The following is an 18803-nucleotide window of genomic DNA, read 5'->3' as shown; positions in this document are numbered from 1 at the left end:
ATCAGGCGGGCGCCGCAACGCCCGCCCCTGGTTTCAGCCGCCCGCGGCCTCGCGGATCGCGGCATTGCCGCGCTCGACGGCGTTCTTCAGCGCCGTGGCCGCGTCCTGCTGGCCGGCCAGCATCTTTTCATACTCCTCGTTCTGGATGTCGCGCAGCTGCGGCAGGTTCGGCGCGCGCACGCCCTTGGAGTTCTCGGTCGGCTGCTTGCCCATCATCTGCAGGATCGGCGTCTCGCGGCCGGGGTTCTGCTGGTAGAAATCCGAGCCCTTGGTCGCCTCGTAGGCCGCCATCGTCACCGGCAGATAGCCCGATTGCTCGTGCAGGTATTGCTGCACCTCGGTCTGCGACAGGTAGTTGAAGAAGGCGGCGACGCCCTTGTAGGTCTCGTCCGACTTGCCGCCCATCACCCAGAGCGAGGCACCGCCCGGCGTGGTGTTCTGCGGCGCGCCCTCGGCGGTCTCGTCATAGGGCAGCTGGCCGATGCCGTAGTTCATGCCCGATTTCACGATGTCGCCCAGCCCGCCCGAGCTTTCGGTCAGGATGCCGCATTCGCCCGAGGTGAAGTTCTGCTTGGCCTCGCTGGTGCGGCCGCCATAGACGAAGACGCCCTCTTTCGCCAGGTCCGCAAGTTCCTGGAAATGCTTGACGAACAGCGGGCCGTCGATCTTCAGCTCGGGCGTGCCGGCCAGGCCGTTCTCGTTCGTGCCCCAGCTGACATTGTTCCAGGCGGCGAAGTTCTCGGTATGGATCCAGGTCAGCCAGGTCGAGGTATAGCCGCAGGTCGCCGCCCCCGATTCCTTGATCTTGCGCGCAGCGGCCCAGACCTCGGCCCAGGTCTTGGGCGGGTTCTCGACGTCCAGCCCCGCCTTTTCGAAGATGTCCTTGTTGTAATACAGGATCGGCGAGGAGGAGTTGTAGGGGAAGGACAGCATGTCCCCCTCGGGCGTCGAGTAATAGCCGACGATGCCGGGCAGATACTGGCTCTTGTCGAATTCGTAGCCGCCTTCCTGCAGCACCTCGGCCACCGGCTTGATGGCGCCCTGCGCGCCCATCATGACGCCGGTGCCGACGTCGAAGACCTGGATGATGTCGGGGGCCTGGCCCGCGCGGAAAGCGGCGATGCCGGCATTCAGCGTTTCGGGATAGGTGCCCTTGAAGACGGGCTTGAGTTCGTAGTCGGCCTGGCTTGCGTTGAAATCGCTGGCGATCTTGGTCACGACCTCGGCATTGGCGCCGGTCATGGCGTGCCACCACGAGATTTCGGTCTTGGCCTCGGCCGCGACGGGCAGCGCCATCAGCCCTGCAAGCCAGAATGGGGTTTTCTGCATGGTATCCTCCGAGTCGTGCCTTGCGGCGTCATCGTTCCCGGACGGCAGCAACTGGGCCAGGGCCCGCCATGCGCCATCCGCCTCCCTGTGCGGATTTGTCACCTGCCGGGGGCCGGGGTGTCAATTCGCAACTGGTCGGTTTGGTATGGCAGGCGGCAGGCAAGCGCCGCGCCGGAAACAGCGGCTCTGTGGCATGGATTTGTGAAAATCCAGTGACAGCAATGGGTAAAATACATTTCTTGAGGTGATTTCCGACCACTAACCCCTTGCCGACCGCAAGGGGGCGGCGGCAGTTCCGTCGCGTAAACCGCCCGAACGCGGCGGGCCCGGATCGGAAACCGAACCCCGTGCCCCGCATCAAGGCGGGGCCGGCGCGGGGCATGAAAACGGCCGGCGCCTGGCCCGGCCGTTCCGGGGACTGCCCGAAAGCCCCGTCAGAAGCTGCGCGAGACCGACAGCTTGAAATTCCGCCCCGGTGCCGGACCGCTGAGCCAGGAGGCGGGCGTATAGTCACGGTCGGCGATGTTGTCGATGCCCATATGCACCTCGATCCCCGCCGCCGCGCCGGATTGCGGCGCCCAGGTGGCAAAGACGTCATGCACGCCGTAGCCGGCACGATGTTCGCCATCCGACTTGTCACGGCCCCTGGCCAGGGTGCTGCGCAGCCCCAGCCGCCAGGCGTCGCCGGCCTGCCAGATCGCCTGCAAGGTCACGCGGTCGTTGGGCAGCGTGTCCAGCACCGTACCGTCCTGGTCCTCGCCCTCGACCACCGAGACCGCGGCGCCGAACTCCCAGGCGTCGAGCGTATAGCTGGCCTCCAGCTCGCCGCCCCGCAGATAGGCGCGGTCGATATTGGTGAAATGGGCCGACGGTCCCGCGCCCGAGCGGGCGATCATGTCGGTGATGTGATTGCGAAACAGCGTCAGCTTCATCACCGCCTCGTCGCCCTCGGCAAACAGCCCATTGCCGCGATAGGAGATCCCGGCCTCGAGGTTCTTGCCCTTCTCGTCCTTCAGGTTCGGGTTCGGCGCCGTGGCCATGGAGCCGTCGTAGAGTTCGTCCACCGTCGGCATCCGGTTCACGAAGGCGACGGAGCCGAAGACCGACCACTGCCCGTCCAGCCTGTAGATCGCCGCGACCTGCGGCTCGACCGCCTCGAAGCTGCGCTCTTCGGCGGCGAAACCGACGGTGTCCTTGGGCTCGGTGCGCTGCCTTTCGTAGCGCAGGCCCGAATTGACCGTCAGCCTGTCCCAGGTCACTTCCGAGAGGGCATAGACCCCCCAGGCGCGGGTGAAGCCCTCGGGATGCGAGGCCGAGGGCACGCTGGACGACCGATCCTGCTTGAGCAGCTCGAAGCCGGTGGTCAGGGCATGATCATGGCCGGCGCCCGACAGGTCGGCCACGTTGGCCAGCTTGAACTTCCACAGGCGATAGTCGCGCCGCCCCAGCAGCGAGGGCATGATCGGCTCGTCCGGATCGTCGCCCTGCCGCACGTCCTTCATGGTGTTGGTATAGGACAGCGTGGCCGTCACATCGACATAGCGGTTGTCGTCCGGGTTCCAGCCCCAGATCAGCCGCGCGGTCTGGTCGCGGGTGGTGATGTCGCCGACGCCCCAGCCCGAAAAGCCCGGGAACAGCCCCACCTGCGCCCCTTCCAGCTGATTGAAGTCCTGGTTCTCGCCCTTGGCCTCCAGATGCTGGTAGGAAAAGGCGACATGGTGATCGCCGAAGGTCTTCCTCGCCTTCAGAAGCAGGTTCGGCGTCCTGGAGTTCGAGCGGATGCTGGTATTGCCCTCTGCATCCTTGGTATCGCCCAGCTTGCGCCAGGCGAAGGCGGCGAGCGCCTCGAAATCCTCGGCCGGGCGCCAGCCGAGCGCGACGCTGCCCAAGGCCGTGTCGGGGTTGCTGGCATAGCCCAGCTTGGCCTTGCCGCCGAAGCTCTGGCCCTCGGCGATCAGGTCGCCGGCCTCGATCGTCTCCATGGCGATCACCCCGCCGAGCGCGCCCGAGCCGTAAAGCGTGGATGAGCCGGGGCCGCGCAGCACCTCGACCTGGCGCAGGAAGTCCGGCTCGACGAAGAGCGCGCCCTGGCGGTAGGATTCGAAATATTTCTCCTCGCCGTCGATCAGCTGGACGATCCCGGATTCCGAGGCGGCGGCGCCCGAGGAACCGAAGCCGCGGATGTTGAAACCCTGGCCGAAGAAGCTGCCCGAGCCGACGCCGGCGACGCCGGGCACCGTCGCCAGCACCTCGCCGATATGCACCGGCTCGATATCCGCAAGCTGCTGGCCGTCCACGACCGAGACCGATTGCGGCACCTCGGAGGCCACCTTGGGCTTGCCGGCGCGCAGCACGATCTGGTCCAGCACATAGGTGGATGGCGCAGGCTGCGTCCCGGCGGTTTCCTGCGCCAGCAGCGGCGTGGAAAAGGTAAGGGCGCAGGCGCTTCCGGCCAGAAGCGCGCCGCGAATCGGATGGCGTGGCATGTGATCCCCGTCGTCATGTCGTGAAGTCTACGGCTGGCCACGGGGCTGGCATCTTGCGCGGGTTAAAATATTCTTAGTAAAACTGTCAATGATTCCTTGCGCCTTGTCCGGCACCGAGCCGGGCAGAGGCTGGCGCGCAACAGCAACGAAGGACACCGCGATGACCGACCATTCCCCGGCGGATCTGCGCCGCATCCAGGCCGAGGACGGCGGCCGCCCCTATGACCTGGCCGAACGGCTGGGCGTCCCCGAGGCCGCGCTGGTCGCGGCGCGGGTCGGCCATGGCGCGACCCGCATCGACCCTCTGCCCGGCCGGCTGATCCCGCAGGTGCAGGCCCTGGGCGAGGTGATGGCCCTGACCCGCAACCGGTCCTGCGTGATCGAGAAACTCGGCACCTACAACGACTTCCACGATGGCGAGCATGCCGCCATGACCCTGGACCCCGAGATCGACCTGCGCATCTTTCCGCGCCACTGGCTGCATGCCTTCGCCGTCGAATCCGAGGTCGGAACCGCCACCCGCCGCTCGGTCCAGGTCTTTGACGCGGCGGGCGACGCGGTCCACAAGATCCACCTGCGCGAGGGCTCGGAACTGGCGGCCTGGGAGGCGCTGAAGCGCGACCTGGCGCTGGCGGACCAGTCCGACACCGCCCGCTTCGAGCCCCGCGCGCCGGTCGAGCCGCCCAAGGCCGGCGCCGAGCGCGCCGATGCCCTGCGCCGGGAATGGGCGGCGATGACCGATACGCATCAGTTCAACATCCTGATCCGGCGGCTCAAGATGAACCGGCTGGGCGCCTATCGCATCGCCGGCGCGCCGCTGGTGCGGCCGCTGGCGGTCGAGGCGGTGCCGGCGCTGCTGGAGCGCGTCCATGCCGGGGGCGTGGGGGTGATGTTCTTTGTCGGCAACATGGGCTGCATCGAGATCCATTCCGGCCAGGTCCAGTCGCTGAGGCCCATGGGGCCGTGGCTCAATGTCATGGACCCGCGCTTCAACCTGCATCTGCGCGGCGACCACGTGGCCGAGGTCTGGGCGGTGGACAAGCCCACCAGGCGAGGCCCGGCCATTTCGGTCGAGGCCTTCGACGCCGAGGGGGCGCTGATCTTCCAATGCTTCGGCCTGCGCCCGGAAAAGGGCGGTGATGCCGAACAATGGGCGGCGCTGGTCGCCGGCCTGCCGGCGCTGGCCGAGGCGGCAGAATGAAACGGCTGGCGCTTGCCCTGGTCCTGCTGGCCGGCCAGGCCGCGGCCGAGGATCAACCCGAAGCGCAGCGCGTGCTGTCGCTGGGCGGTTCCGTGACAGAGATCGTCTATGCGCTGGGCGAGGAGGCGCGGCTGATCGGCCGCGACACCACCTCGAACTGGCCGCCCGAGGCCAATGCCCTGCCCGATGTCGGCTATGTGCGCGCGCTGTCGCCCGAAGGCGTGCTGTCGGTCGCACCCGACCTGATCATCGCCGAGGACGGCGCCGGCCCGCCCGAGGCGGTGGCAGTGCTGCAATCGGCCGGCGTGGCCTTCGTCAGCGTCGCGGAACGCTATGACGCCGAGGGCGTTCTGGACAAGGTCGATGCGGTGGCCGAGGCGCTCGGCGTGCCGGACAAGGGCCGCGCGCTGCACGACAAACTGGCGGCGGAGCTGCAAGCGGCGCTCGGCCGGGCGCAGGCCGTGGGCGAGCCGAAGAAGGTGCTGTTCGTGTTGTCCCTGCAGGGCGGGCGCGTCATGGCCGGCGGCGCGGACACGGCGGCGGACGGCATCATCCGCCTGGCCGGGGCGCAGAACGCCATGCCGGGCGTCCAGGGCTACAAGCCCGTCACCGACGAGGCGGTGATCGCGGCCGCGCCCGATGTCATCCTGATGATGCGCCGCGGCGACGCGCAGGCGGACGCGGATGCCAATGGCGGCAGCAGCCACACGGCGGCGAAACAGGCGGTGCTGGCCATGCCGGCGCTGGCCCAGACCCCGGCGGGACGCGCGGGCACGGTGGTGATGATGGACGGGCTGAAACTGCTGGGCTTCGGTCCCCGCACCGGCGAGGCGGCGGTCGAGCTGCACGACCTGAGGAAGGTCTGAAAAACCTCGCGCCTCGCGCGCCTTGAGGTAGACTGGGCGGGACATCAGAGGATGCGCCCCGATGCCCAAGCAGCCTGCCTTTCCCGGCCTCCGCCAATCGATGAAGAAGAAGCAGACGCGGCGGGAGAAGTTCCTCGCCGAGATGGAGGCTGTGGTGCCGTGGAGCCGCCTCCTTTCACTGATCGAGCCGCACTACCCCAAGGCTGGGCCGAAGGGCGGGCGACCCCCGATGCCGCTGGAGACGATGCTGCGGGTCTACTTCCTGCAGCAGTGGTACGCCCTGAGCGATCCGCTGGCCGAGGAGATACTGTATGACAGCGACGCCATGCGGCAGTTCGCGGGCATCGAGCTTGGCGACGATCGGATCCCCGACGAGACCACGATCCTGAACTTCCGCCACCTGCTGGAGAAGCACCGACTGACCGAGCAGCTGTTCGCCGAGGTGAACAGCCATTTGGCCGATCAGGGGATCACGCTGCGCTCCGGGACACTGGTGGACGCAACCATCATCGACGCGCCCTCGTCGACCAAGAACGAGGCAAAGGCCCGCGACCCCGAGATGTCATCCACGAAGAAGGGCAATACCTGGTACTTCGGCATGAAGGCGCATGTGGGCGTCGATGCTGACAGCGGCATCGTGCACAGCCTCGAGACGACGACGGCGAAGGTCCATGACAGCCAGGTCTGGGACGCGCTCCTGCACGGCGGGGAGACATCAGTCTGGGCGGACAGGGGCTATGTCAGCGCGGCGCGGGAGGCCGCGTTCTCCGGGCCGGGCAAGTTCTGGGGCGTCATGCGCAAGGCGCCAAGGGGCGGTGCGCTGCATCCCGTCGACGCGGACATCAACCGGGTCATCGCCAGGGTGCGCGCTCGGGTCGAGCATCCCTTCCGGGTAATCAAGCAGCAGTTCGGGTATCTCAAGACCCGCTACCGCGGGCTTGCAAAGAACCGTGCTCAGCTCTTCACCCTGTTCGCCCTCGGCAACCTGTTCCTCGTCCGACGAAGGCTGCTGGCATGAGGTGGAGTCTGCCCACAGGTGCCGATCCCGGCCCTTCGAACGGGCCGATACCCGGAAATCGTCGGCATACCCGGTCGACGTGCCCTCGTCAGACCGCCTCTGCCCGAAAATCCGCGAAGCCGAAGCGGTAGTTCAGACGATCCCTGATATACGCGGGGTCGTGATGGTGGCCCTGTCGCCCGACCTTCGCCCCGGACGGCTGCAAGGCGACCGCAGCCATCGCGCGCGGCGCCTGGGGTTGTTCCTGGCGCTGCTGCTGGCGGTGGTCGCGGTGGTCTCGCTGGGCTGGGGCGCCTCGGGGACGTCGCTTGCGCGGGCGGTCTCGGACCTGCTGGCGGGGCGCGAGCTTGCGGTGCAGGACCGGGTGGTGCTGATGGACATCCGGCTGCCGCGGGTGCTGATGGGCATTTTTGCCGGCGCCTCGCTGGCGGTCTCGGGCGCGGTGATGCAGGGGCTGTTCCGCAACCCGCTGGCCGATCCGGGCATCGTCGGCGTCAGCTCGGGCGCCTCGCTGGGCGCGATCCTTGCCATCGTGCTGGGCAGCACGCTGCCGGCCGGGATCGCGGCGTTCTTCGGCTGGTATCTGGTGCCCGTCGCCGCCTTTGCCGGCGGCTGGCTGACCACCATGGCGCTTTACCGCATCGCCACCCGGCGCGGGCGCACCTCGGTCGCCACCATGCTGCTGGCCGGCATCGCGCTGGGGGCGATCATGGCGGCGCTGTCGGGGCTGGTGATCCTGCGTGCCAATGACCGCGAGCTGCGCGACCTGACCTTCTGGGGGCTCGGCTCGCTGGCCGGGGCGAACTGGCCCAAGCTCTTGGCCGGCGCGCCGATCATGGCGCTGGCGCTGCTTTACGCCCCCTGGCTCGCGCGCGGCCTGAACGCGCTGGCGCTGGGAGAGGCGGCGGCCGGCCATGTCGGCATCCGGGTGCAGAAGGTCAAGAACCGCGCCATCCTGACCGTCGCCGCCGCCACCGGCGCCGCGGTCGCGGTCTCGGGCGGCATCGGCTTCGTCGGCATCGTCGTGCCGCATCTGCTGCGTCTGGCCAGCGGGCCGGATCACCGCTGGCTGCTGGTCAACTCGGCGCTTCTGGGCGCGGTGACGCTGCTGCTGGCCGACATGGTCAGCCGCACCGTCATCGCCCCGGCCGAGCTGCCGATCGGCATCGTCACCGCCGTCATGGGCGGGCCGTTCTTCCTGTGGATCCTGCTGCGCAACCGGGGGGTGCTGGACCTGTGAGCCTGATTGCCACCGACATCCGGGTCAGCCTTGGCCGCAAAGAGATCCTGCACGGCGTCTCGGTCGAGGCGCGGGCGGGCGAGATCACCGCCATCGTCGGGCCGAACGGCTCGGGCAAGACCACGCTGATGCGCAGCCTGACCGGAGAACTGGCCTGCCGCGGGGCCATCACCCTGAACGGGCGCGACATCGCCGCCCTGTCGCCCGAGGCGCTGGCCCAGCGCCGGGGCGTGCTGCCGCAGGCCGCCGCGCTGTCCTTTCCCTTCACCGTGGCCGAGGTCGTGCGCATCGGCGTCGAGGCGCGGGGCGAGCGCGCCGAGGCGCTGGTGCCGGCGGCGCTGGCGGCGGTCGATCTGCCGGGCTTTTCCGGCCGGCTCTACCAGGAGCTGTCAGGGGGCGAGCAGCAACGGGTGCAGCTGGCCCGCGTGCTGGCGCAGGTCTGGCAGCCGCTGGACGCGGAGGGCCCGCGCTGGCTGATGCTGGACGAGCCGGTCAGCAGCCTCGACATCGCCCATCAGCTAACGGTGATGCGGCTGGCCGCCGGTTACGCCAGGGCCGGCGGCGGCGTGGTCGCGGTCATGCACGACCTGAACCTGACTGCGCTTTTCGCACAAAAGCTGGTGCTGATGAGCGGCGGGTGCGTCCTGTGCCAGGGCCGCCCCGACGAGGTCTTGACCGACGAGGCGCTGTCCAGCGCCTATGGCTGCCGGCTGCGCGTCAATGCCGTGCCCGACAACGGCATCTGGGTGCTGCCGCACGCGGCGGCGTGACCGGCCGGGCCGAAAGGCCCGCGACCTAAGGCCGCGCCCATTTACAAGCCCGCCCCGGCATCCGCATATTGGACATGACCCCGCTGTTGAGAGATGCCCGATGCATGCCATGCTGCTGCACAGGATCGGCGCGCCGCTGGTCTGGACCGAACTGCCCGACCGTGACCCCGGTCCGGGCGAGATCCGGGTCCGCGTCCTGGCCTGCGGGGTCTGCCGCACCGACCTGCACGTGGTCGACGGCGAATTGCCCGACCCGGTGCTGCCGATCATCCCCGGACACGAGATCGTCGGCCGGATCGAGGCGCTCGGCCCCGGCGTTACCGGCCTTGCCCTGGGCCAGCGGGTCGGCATCCCCTGGCTCGGCCACGCCTGCGGCGCCTGCCCCTATTGCCGCGACGGGCGCGAGAACCTGTGCGACGCGCCGGGCTTTACCGGCTACACGCGGGACGGCGGCTATGCGACCGCGGCGATCGCCGACGCGCGCTTCGCCTTTCCCCTGGGCGAGGCGGGCGAGGACGTGGCGCTGGCGCCCCTGCTTTGCGCGGGGCTGATCGGCTGGCGCGCGCTGGTGATCGCGGGCCAGGCGCCGCGGCTGGGGCTTTACGGCTTTGGCGCGGCGGCCCATATCATCGCGCAGGTGGCGACGTGGCAGGGCCGTGCGGTCCATGCCTTCACCCGCCCCGGCGACCTGCGCTCGCAGGATTTCGCGCGCCGGCTGGGCGCGGTCTGGGCCGGTGGCTCGGACCAGCCCCCGCCCGAGCCGCTGGATGCCGCGATCATCTTCGCCCCGGTGGGCGATCTGGTGCCGACGGCACTGAAGGCGGTGCGCAAGGGCGGCCGCGTGGTCTGCGCCGGCATCCACATGAGCGACATCCCCGCCTTTCCCTATGCGCTGCTTTGGCACGAACGCCAGATCGCCTCGGTCGCCAACCTGACGCGGCAGGACGGGCTGGACTTCCTGTCGCTGGCGCCCCGCATCGGCATCGCCACCGAAACCACGACCTATCCGCTGCGCGAGGCCAATCGCGCATTGGACGACCTGCGCGCCGGCCGCTTCGACGGCGCGGCCGTGCTGGTGCCCTGAGCCGCCCGCCGGGCGCGGCGGCGCCCGGCCCGCCCCACCCGCGACCGGGATCTGCTGCCATGGAGGAAACGGTGAATAGCCCTGCAACCGGCCCAACCCCGACCGGGGCGGCCCCCTATCGCGCCATCGACCGGCTGCGCGAGGCGATGGCCGCCGGCTTCGGCACCGGCGTCTCGCCCCTGGCGCTCGGCATGGCGCTGATGGACTGGTCGGCGCATCTGGCCGCCGCGCCGGGCAAGCGGCTGCAACTGGCCGACAAGGCCGCGCGCGAGGCGGCCGCGCTCTTGACCCATGCCGCGGCGCTCGCCGCCGATCCGGCGGCCGAGCCGGTGATCCGCCCCGGTCCCCAGGACCGCCGCTTCGCGGCCGCAGCCTGGCAGAACCCGCCCTTCAGCCTCTGGGCCCAGGGCTTCCTGCTGGCGCGGCAATGGTGGCAGGAGGCGACGCGCGACGTGCCCGGCGTCGATCCGCACCGCGAAAACCTGCTCTCGGCGATGGTGCAGCAATGGCTGGACATGGCCTCGCCGGCCAACCTGCCCTTCACCAATCCCGAGGTGATCACCCGCACCCTTGAGACCGCGGGGTTGAGCCAATGGGTGGGCATGCGCAACTGGGCCGAGGACATGGCGCGGCTGGCCGCCGGCAAGCCCCCGGTCGGGACCGAGCGGTTCCGCGTCGGCCAGGAGGTCGCGGCAAGCCCCGGCAAGGTGGTCTATCGCAACCACCTGATCGAGCTGATCCAATACGCCCCCGCCCCCGACACCGACACCGTGCTGGCCGAGCCGGTGCTGCTGGTCCCGGCCTGGATCATGAAATACTACATCCTCGACCTGTCGCCGGAAAACTCGCTGGTCCGGCACCTGGTCCGGGCCGGGCACACGGTCTTCTGCATCTCCTGGCGCAATCCCACGGCCGAGGACCGCGACCTGACGCTGGAGGATTACCGCAGCCTGGGGGTGATGGCGGCGGTGGATGCGATCTCGGCCATCCTGCCGGGGCGGGGCATCCATGCGGCAGGCTATTGCCTGGGCGGCACGCTGCTGGCCATCGCGGCGGCGGCGATGGGCGGGGCACGGGACGACCGACTGGCCAGCATCTCGCTCTTGGCGGCGCAGACGGATTTCGCCGAACCGGGGGAGCTGGGCCTGTTCATCGACCACGACCAGCTCAACAGCCTGGAAGGCGCGATGCGGCAGCGCGGCTACCTGACGGCCGAGCAGATGCTGGGCGCCTTCCGCTTCCTGCGCTCGAACGACCTGGTCTGGTCGCGCATGGTGCGCGCCTATCTGATGGGCGAGCGCGAGCCGATGACCGACATCCTGGCCTGGAGCAGCGATTCGACCCGCATGCCCTATCGCATGCAGGGCGAATACCTGCGCCGCTTCTACCTGGAGAACGCGCTGGCCGGCGACCGGCTGCTGGCGGACGGCCGGCCGGTGGCGCTGCGCAACATCCGCGCGCCGGTCTTTGCCGTCGGCACCGAAGAGGATTACGTCGCCCCCTGGCGCTCGGTCTACCGGCTGCATTGCCTCAGCGATGCCGAGCTGACCTTCGTGCTGGGGGACCGGGACCACCTGGCGGGGATCATCCTGGATCCGACCGGGCCCGGCCATCACCGCATCGCTACCCGCGGCCGGGACGGCACCTGCCTGCCGTCCGACGACTGGCTGCACGCCGCCGCGCTGCGCGAGGGCTGCTGGTGGCCGGCCTGGACCGACTGGCTGGCGCGGCATTCCGCGGCCGAGCGGGTGGCGCCGCCGGCCATGGGCGCCGCCGCCGCGGGCTATCCGGTGCTGGAGGACGCGCCGGGCAGCTATGTCCGCCAGCGCTAGGCCAGCAGCGCCGCGGCCTCCATCGCCATCATCCGCTCCTCGTTGGCGGGGATGATGAGCGTCGCGAAATCGCCCAAGGGCGCCATGCGGCGCAGGATCGCCTCGCGCACCGGGGCCGCGTTCTCGCCGATGCCGCCGGTGAAGACCATGGCGTCGATGCCGCCCAGCGAGACCGCCATGGCCGCCGCCGCCTGCGCGCATTTCAGCGCGAAATGGTCCAGCGCGAAACGCGACTGCGCCGAGCCGTCGGCCAGCAGCGCCGCGACATCGTTCGACCTGCCCGACATGCCCAGAAGGCCCGAGCGGTTGTAGATCAGATCCTCGACCTGCTCGGGGGCCATGCCGAAGCTGCGCTGCATCAGCAGGATCGCGCCCGGATCGACGGCACCCGAGCGCGTGCCCATGGGAATGCCGTCCACCGCGGTCATGCCCATGGTGGTATCGACGCTGCGCCCCTGATGCATGGCGCAAAGGCTGGCGCCATTGCCCAGATGCGCGGCGACGACGCGACCGCGATGCAGGTCGGGATGGTCGCGCGCCAGCACCTGCGCCAGCCATTGATAGGACAGGCCATGAAAGCCATAGCGGCGTACGCCCTGCTCGAACAATGCCTCGGGCAGGGCGAAATGGGTGAACAGCGCATCCCGCCCGGCATGGAAGGCGGTGTCGAAACAGGCCAGGTTCGGCACGTCCTCGCCCACCAGCCGCCGCGCCGCGGCGATGGCGGCCAGCCCGTGCGGCTGGTGCAGCGGCGCCAGCGGGATCAGCGCCGCCAGATCCTCCAGCACCTGCGGCGTGACCGGGGTCGAGCGGGTGTAGCGCGTGCCGCCATGCACGATGCGATGCGCCACCGCCTCGATCCGCCAGCCCTCGTCATGGGCATCGATGAAATCCAGCACCGCCTGCATGGCCGCGGCATGATCGCCGCCGGCGACCGGGCTGCGGAACTCGGGCCCGCCGGCCAGCCGGGCCGCCAGCTCGGCATCCGCGCCGATGCGGCTGACCGCCCCGCGCGCCAGCAGCGCCAGCCCCTCGCGCGCGAAGACCCGGAACTTCAGGCTGGACGAGCCGGCATTCAGCGTCAGAATCGCCGCGATCATTTCACCTGCCCCAGCCGGCGCGCCTCGGCCATCAGCACGGCCAGCGCGGTGGACAGCATCCGGGCGCGCACGGAATCGGCGCGGCTGGTCAGGATGACCGGCACCCGCGCGCCCAGCACGATCCCCGCCGCATCGGCGCCGCCCATGAAGATCAGCTGCTTGGCCAGCATGTTGCCCGATTCGATGTCGGGCACCAGCAGGATGTCGGCCTGCCCCGCCACCGGCGAGACGATGCCCTTTTCCCGCGCCGCCGCCGGGCTGATCGCATTGTCGAAGGCCAGCGGCCCGTCCAGCTCCGCATCCGCGATCTGGCCGCGATCGGCCATCTTGCACAAGGCCGCCGCGTCCAGCGTGGCCTGCATCTTGGGATTGACCGTCTCGACCGCGGCAAGGATCGCGACCTTGGGCCGGGCCGGCCCCCACAGCACGCGCCACAGAACGATGGCATTGTGCAGGATATCCGCCTTGACCATCAGGTCGGGCGCGATGTTGACCGCCGCATCGGTGATGATGAAGGGGCGCGGGTAATCCTCGGTCAGCATCAGGAAGGCGTGGCTGATCCGCCGCTCGGTGCGCAGCCCGCATTGCGGGTGGATCACCGCGCCCAACAGCTCGTCGGAATGCAGCGAGCCCTTCATGATGGCGCAGACCTGACCCGTGGCGGCCATCTGCGCGGCACGGGCGGCGGCGGCGTGGCTGTGTTCGGTATCGACGATCTCATAGGCGTCGGGGGCCTGGCCGGCCTCGGCCAGCGCAGCGGCGATGCGGGCGGCGGGGCCGATCAGCACCGGCTCGATCAGCCCGGCAGCCACCGCATCGCCCACCGCCTCGAAGACGGAATGCTGCACCGGATGGACCACGGCGGTGCGCAGGGGCGGCAGACCGGCGCAGCGGTCGATGATGGCTTGATAGGCGTCGGTCATCGCTATCCTCCGTGCTGGCGCGGATCCCGGCCCCGAGGATCGCGATATGCCGTCGGGAGGCAAGGGAAAAGCTGCGTCCCGCCCGAACAGCCGGCCCGCTGCGACGATCCGGCGCGGCCAGCCGATCCCGGAGATCAGTTGGCATGCTCCAGAAGCCGGGCGATCTCGGCCCGCAGTTCCGACAGTTCAAAGGGCTTGGCGATGAAACCGTCCGCCCCCAGCGCCAGCCCCTTGCGGCGTTCCACCACCGAGCCGCGCGCGGTCATCAACAGCACCCGCACGTCGCGCAGGGCGGGATCGGCACGCAACGCCACGACGATCTCGTAACCCGAGATGTCGGGCAGCATGATGTCCAGCAGCACCAGGTCGGGCCGGTTGGAACGGATCTCGTCCAGCGCCGCGAGGCCGCCGGCAGTCCGCCTGTAGCTGTGGCCGGCCCGCGCCAGCAGGAACTCCAGCGCGGCGGCGATATTGTCCTCGTCCTCGACGATCAGGATATGGGCCATCACCCCCTCCGAAAGACCGGACACCAGACCCGGCCCGGCCGGATCGAGGCGGCGAAGCGGCCCGCCCCCGGAAGGGACGGGCCGGCCGGTTCAGTGCGACGAGGCTTCCGCCGCGCCGATCCCGGTTTCCGAGCGCACCTGCTGGGCCAGGTAGCCGGCCCGGTCGATGCGCGCCCGCGCGCCGTTGTCCATCTTGGACACGATCCAGATGCCCAGGAAGGCCAGCGTCATCGAGAACAGCGCCGGCGAGGTATAGGGGAAGGGCGCCGAGCCGGCGGGATTGCCCAGCGTCGCTTCCCAGACCGAGGGCGACAGCACCGTCAGCACCACCGAGGAGATCAGCCCCAGGAAGCCGCCGATCACCGCGCCGCGGGTCGTGCAATCCTTCCACAGCACCGACATGAACAGCACCGGGAAGTTGGCCGAGGCAGCCACCGCGAAGGCCAGCGACACCATGAAGGCGATGTTCTGGTTCTTGAAGGCGATGCCCAGCACGACCGCGACCAGGCCCAGCACCAGCGTGGTGATGCGCGAGACGCGCAGCTCGCTGCCCGGCGCGGGGTTGCCGTTCTTGATCACGGTCGCATAGAGATCGTGGCTGACCGCCGAGGCGCCCGAGAGTGTCAGGCCGGCGACCACCGCCAGGATGGTGGCGAAGGCCACGGCCGAGATGAAGCCCAGGAAGACGTTGCCGCCCACCGCCTTGGCCAGATGCACCGCGGCCATGTTGCTGCCGCCGACCAGCGCGCCGGTGCCGTCCAGGAACTCGGGATTGGTCAGAACGAAGGTGATGGCGCCGAAGCCGATGATGAAGGTCAAGAGGTAGAAATAGCCGATCCAGCCGGTCGCCCACATCACCGACTTGCGCGCTTCCTTGGCGCTGGGAACGGTGAAGAAGCGCATCAGGATATGCGGCAGGCCGGCGGTGCCGAACATCAGCGCCATACCGAAGCTGATGGCCGAGATCGGATCCTTGATGAAGGTGCCCGGACCCATGATCGACTGGCCGGCAACGGCGGCTTCCTCGGCGGTCTTGCCGCCGGCGGTGGCCAGTTCGGCCTTGACGCGGACCGCGTCGGCGAACATCGCCTCGGGGCTGAAGCCGTAATGCCACATGACCATGAAGGACATGAAGGTCGCGCCGCCCAGCAGCAGGCAGGCCTTGATGATCTGCACCCAGGTCGTCGCGGTCATGCCGCCGAACAGCACATAGATCATCATCAGCGCGCCGACGATCACCACCGCGATCCAGTAGTCCAGCCCGAACAGCAGCTGGATCAGCGAACCCGCACCCACCATCTGCGCGATCAGGTAGAAGGCCACCACGACCAGCGTGCCCGAGGCGGCGAAGATGCGCACCGGGGTCTGGGCAAAGCGGAAGGCCGCCACGTCGGCAAAGGTGAAGCGGCCCAGGTTGCGCAGCCGCTCGGCCATCAGGAAGGTCAGGATCGGCCAGCCGACCAGGAAACCGATCGAATAGATCAGCCCGTCATAGCCCGAGATCATCACCGCGGCCGAGATCCCCAGGAAGGATGCCGCCGACATGTAGTCGCCGGCAATGGCAAGCCCGTTCTGGAAGCCGGTGATGCCGCCGCCGGCGGTATAGAAATCCGCCGCCGACTTGGTTTTCGCCGCCGCCCATTTGGTGATGTAAAGCGTCGCCAGCACGAAGGCGGCGAACATGATGATCGCGGTCCAGTTCGTCGCCTGTTTCTCGGCGCCCTGGATCACGTCGGCGGCCATGGCGGCGCCCGGCATGGCCAGGGCCGCGGCCATCAGCCCGTTGCGCAGGATCTTGTTGGTCATTTCAGCGCCTCCCGGCGAACCTTCTCGCTCAGCTCGTCGAACTCGCTGTTCGCGCGGCGCACATAGACGCCGGTGATGATGATGGTAAAGACGATCACGCCGAAGCCCAGGGGGATGCCCCAGGTCATGACACCGTCGCCGATCCGCGCGGCGAGCAGTTCCTTGTCGAAGGCGATCAGCACGATATAGCCGTAATAGACCACGAGCATCGCAATCGTCAGGATCCAGCCATAGCGGGATCGTTTCGCTTTTAGTAACTGATAGTTCGGATCTGCGGCGATCCGTTCGGCCAGGTTGTCTTGCATCGGGGTCGTGCTCCTCCACTGCCACGATATGCTGTCTTTTCAGCCGCGCCGGCGTCCTGCCGGCGAGACGATCTTCTTCTGGAAGGCTCTTGGGCGGGCGGCGGGCCTCCATGGCCATGCCGCGGCCGGTCCATGGGCGCGCATCGCCCATGGCAATCGGTCCTGCACCCTGCGGGGCCGGCGATCCGCCGCCGGCCGCCGGCCGTCAGTGCCGGTTCATCCTGTTTTCGATGAGTTCGTCGACGACGCTTGGGTCAGCGAGGGTTGAGATGTCTCCGAGGGCGGCGAAATCGTCCTCGGCGATCTTGCGCAGGATGCGGCGCATGATCTTGCCCGAACGCGTCTTCGGCAGGCCCGGCGCCCATTGGATCAGGTCCGGCTTGGCGATCGGCCCGATCTCGGTGCGCACCCATTTCTCCAGCTCGGCGCGCAACCCGTCGCTGGGCTCGACCCCGTTCATCAGCGTCACATAGGCATAGATGCCCTGACCCTTCAGCGGATGCGGATAGCCCACCACCGCCGCCTCGGCCACCTTCTCATGCGCAACCAGCGCCGATTCCACCTCGGCCGTGCCCATCCGGTGCCCCGAGACGTTGATCACGTCATCCACCCGCCCGGTGATCCAGTAATAGCCGTCCTCGTCGCGCCGGCAGCCGTCGCCGGTGAAGTAATAGCCCGGATATTGCTGGAAATAGGTCTCCATGAACCGCTGGTGGTCGCCCCAGACCGTGCGCATCTGACCCGGCCAGCTGTCGGCGATGCACAGCACCCCCTCGACCCCGTCGCCGTCCAGCGCCACCCCGCTCTGCGGATCCAGCACCACCGGCTTGACCCCGAAGAAGGGCAGCGTCGCCGAGCCCGGCTTGGTCTCGATCGCGCCCGGCAGCGAGGTGATCATGTGGCCGCCGGTCTCGGTCTGCCACCAGGTGTCGACGATCGGGCAGCGCCCCTTGCCGACATGCTTGTCATACCAGACCCAGGCCTCGGGGTTGATCGGCTCGCCCACCGTGCCCAGAACCCGCAGGCTCGACAGGTCGTGCTTCTCGACCCATTCCGGCCCCTGGCCCATCAGCGCCCGGATCGCGGTCGGCGCGGTGTAGAACTGGTTGACCCGGTGCTTCTCGCACACCGCCCAGAAGCGGCCGGCATCGGGCCAGGTCGGCACCCCCTCGAACATCAGCGTCGTGGCGCCGTTGGCCAGCGGGCCGTAGACGATGTAGCTGTGCCCGGTCACCCAGCCCACGTCGGCCGTGCACCAGAACACGTCGCCGTCCTTGTAGTCGAAGACGTATTGATGCGTCATCGCCGCATAAAGCAGGTAGCCGCCGGTGGTATGGACCACGCCCTTGGGCTTGCCGGTCGAGCCCGAGGTATAGAGGATGAACAGCGGATCCTCGGCCCCCATCGGCCGCGGCGGGCAGTCGGGGCTGACCTCCTCCATCAGCTTCAGCACGTCCACGTCGCGCCCCTCGATCCAGCTGGTCTGGTCGCCGGTATGCTTGACCACCAGGCAGCGCACCCGGTCCGAGCAATGCAGAAGCGCCGCGTCGGTATTCGACTTCAGCGCCGTCTTGCGGCCGCCGCGCGGCGCGGTGTCGGCGGTGATCACCAGCTTGGCGCCCGAATCGTTGATGCGGTTGGCCAGCGCATCGGGCGAGAAGCCGGCGAAGACGATGGAATGGATGGCGCCGATGCGCGCGCAGGCCAGCATGGCATAGGCGGCCTCGGGGATCATCGGCAGGTAGATCACCACCCGGTCGCCGCGCATCACCCCCTGGGACAGGAGCACGTTGGCAAAGCGGTTCACCTTGTCCGACAGTTCCGCATAGGTGATGTGGCGGGCGGGCTGGTTCGGATCATCCGGCTCGAAGATGATCGCGGTCTGGGTCGCGCGCCGGGGCAGGTGGCGGTCGATGCAATTGACCGAGGCGTTCAGGATCCCGTCCTCGAACCATTTGATCGAGACCTGGCCCAGGGTGAAATCGGTGTCCTTCACCCGGCTATAGGGCTGGATCCAGTCCAGACGCCGCCCCTCGCGCCCCCAGAACCCCGCCGGATCCGAGATCGATTCGGCATAGAGCCGCGCATAGTCCCCAGGCGTGACCAGCGCAGCCTCAAAACCAGCCGGAACAGGATGTTTCTTAATCGATTCAATGCTCATGGCGCGCCTCCTCTACTCGCGACAGGATCGGCTCCGGCACGCCCGCACCCTCCTCAAGGCGCTGCAACGGGCGGCGGAACACCGGTTGCGCTGATGTTAATGCAATTTCTGTTTTCCAGTAAACTATTTTTTTAAAAAGAAAATTTTGTAAATTAATTGACGCAGTTTAGGCTATT

General features: G+C 68.7%; 14 protein-coding genes and 1 pseudogene. 7 read left to right on the top strand and 8 right to left on the bottom strand.

The annotated features are described in order from the left end of the window. Window positions 1-33: 33 nt before the first annotated feature. Window positions 34-1329 (bottom strand): sn-glycerol-3-phosphate ABC transporter substrate-binding protein UgpB, encoded by a 1296-nt coding sequence (gene ugpB, locus ACNKFW_RS14885; RefSeq protein ID WP_024845150.1) that lies wholly within the window; start codon window positions 1327-1329, stop codon window positions 34-36. Between the two features lie 434 nt (window positions 1330-1763). After that, window positions 1764-3815: a TonB-dependent receptor domain-containing protein gene (locus tag ACNKFW_RS14880; RefSeq protein ID WP_147429018.1), complete on the bottom strand. Its 2052-nt coding sequence runs from the start codon at window positions 3813-3815 to the stop codon at window positions 1764-1766. A gap of 160 nt (window positions 3816-3975) precedes the next feature. Between ACNKFW_RS14880 and ACNKFW_RS14875 the strand changes: the two genes are divergently transcribed. The 7 genes from ACNKFW_RS14875 (at window position 3976) to ACNKFW_RS14845 (ending at window position 11826) form a co-directional block, all read left to right on the top strand. After that, complete coding sequence (locus ACNKFW_RS14875) at window positions 3976-5016, top strand: hemin-degrading factor (RefSeq protein ID WP_147429019.1); 1041 nt, start codon at window positions 3976-3978, stop codon at window positions 5014-5016. Next, window positions 5013-5882, top strand: coding sequence for a heme/hemin ABC transporter substrate-binding protein (locus ACNKFW_RS14870; RefSeq protein WP_418024858.1), 870 nt, complete (start codon window positions 5013-5015; stop codon window positions 5880-5882). Before ACNKFW_RS14875 ends, ACNKFW_RS14870 begins: the two co-directional genes overlap by 4 nt. 61 nt (window positions 5883-5943) lie before the next feature. Beyond that, entirely contained in the window at window positions 5944-6900 is a 957-nt protein-coding gene (locus tag ACNKFW_RS14865; protein WP_147427392.1) for an IS5 family transposase, read from the top strand. A 163-nt stretch (window positions 6901-7063) separates the two neighbouring features. Beyond that, window positions 7064-8140, top strand: coding sequence for a FecCD family ABC transporter permease (locus tag ACNKFW_RS14860; protein WP_147429021.1), 1077 nt, complete (start codon window positions 7064-7066; stop codon window positions 8138-8140). Further along, window positions 8137-8910, top strand: a complete 774-nt coding sequence (locus ACNKFW_RS14855) for a heme ABC transporter ATP-binding protein (protein WP_147429022.1) — start codon at window positions 8137-8139, stop codon at window positions 8908-8910. The genes ACNKFW_RS14860 and ACNKFW_RS14855 overlap by 4 nt, the downstream gene beginning before the upstream one ends. A 100-nt stretch (window positions 8911-9010) precedes the next feature. After that, a complete protein-coding gene (locus ACNKFW_RS14850; protein ID WP_147429023.1) occupies window positions 9011-9994 on the top strand; it encodes a zinc-dependent alcohol dehydrogenase family protein in 984 nt (327 codons plus the stop codon). 59 nt (window positions 9995-10053) lie between these two features. Next, complete coding sequence (locus tag ACNKFW_RS14845) at window positions 10054-11826, top strand: PHA/PHB synthase family protein (RefSeq protein WP_147429024.1); 1773 nt, start codon at window positions 10054-10056, stop codon at window positions 11824-11826. On the opposite strand, the gene ACNKFW_RS14840 is transcribed toward ACNKFW_RS14845, so the two are convergent. From ACNKFW_RS14840 to acs, 6 genes and pseudogenes are all read right to left on the bottom strand, one after another. After that, the gene (locus ACNKFW_RS14840) at window positions 11823-12926 is read right to left on the bottom strand and encodes an acetate/propionate family kinase (protein WP_147429025.1); all 1104 of its coding nucleotides are present in this window, start codon (window positions 12924-12926) and stop codon (window positions 11823-11825) included. The genes ACNKFW_RS14845 and ACNKFW_RS14840 overlap by 4 nt on opposite strands. Further along, window positions 12923-13867: pseudogene (locus ACNKFW_RS14835) on the bottom strand (bifunctional enoyl-CoA hydratase/phosphate acetyltransferase); the annotation flags it as partial. The pseudogene ACNKFW_RS14835 and the gene ACNKFW_RS14840, both read right to left, overlap by 4 nt. Before the next feature lie 116 nt (window positions 13868-13983). Further along, window positions 13984-14355 (bottom strand): response regulator transcription factor, encoded by a 372-nt coding sequence (locus ACNKFW_RS14830; RefSeq protein WP_147429026.1) that lies wholly within the window; start codon window positions 14353-14355, stop codon window positions 13984-13986. A 90-nt stretch (window positions 14356-14445) separates the two neighbouring features. Further along, entirely contained in the window at window positions 14446-16161 is a 1716-nt protein-coding gene (locus ACNKFW_RS14825; protein WP_024845140.1) for a cation acetate symporter, read from the bottom strand. Next, on the bottom strand, window positions 16158-16466 hold the full coding sequence (locus ACNKFW_RS14820) for a DUF485 domain-containing protein (protein WP_024845139.1): 309 nt from the start codon (window positions 16464-16466) through the stop codon (window positions 16158-16160). Before ACNKFW_RS14820 ends, ACNKFW_RS14825 begins: the two co-directional genes overlap by 4 nt. Before the next feature lie 205 nt (window positions 16467-16671). Further along, a complete protein-coding gene (gene acs / locus ACNKFW_RS14815; RefSeq protein ID WP_024845138.1) occupies window positions 16672-18627 on the bottom strand; it encodes an acetate--CoA ligase in 1956 nt (651 codons plus the stop codon). Window positions 18628-18803 lie beyond the last annotated feature (176 nt).

The organism is Paracoccus sp. TD-10, from assembly GCF_048270675.1.
Lineage (GTDB): Bacteria > Pseudomonadota > Alphaproteobacteria > Rhodobacterales > Rhodobacteraceae > Paracoccus > Paracoccus pantotrophus.
Note: the sequence above shows the minus strand (reverse complement) of the source record. Positions and strands in the feature narration are given on the sequence as shown.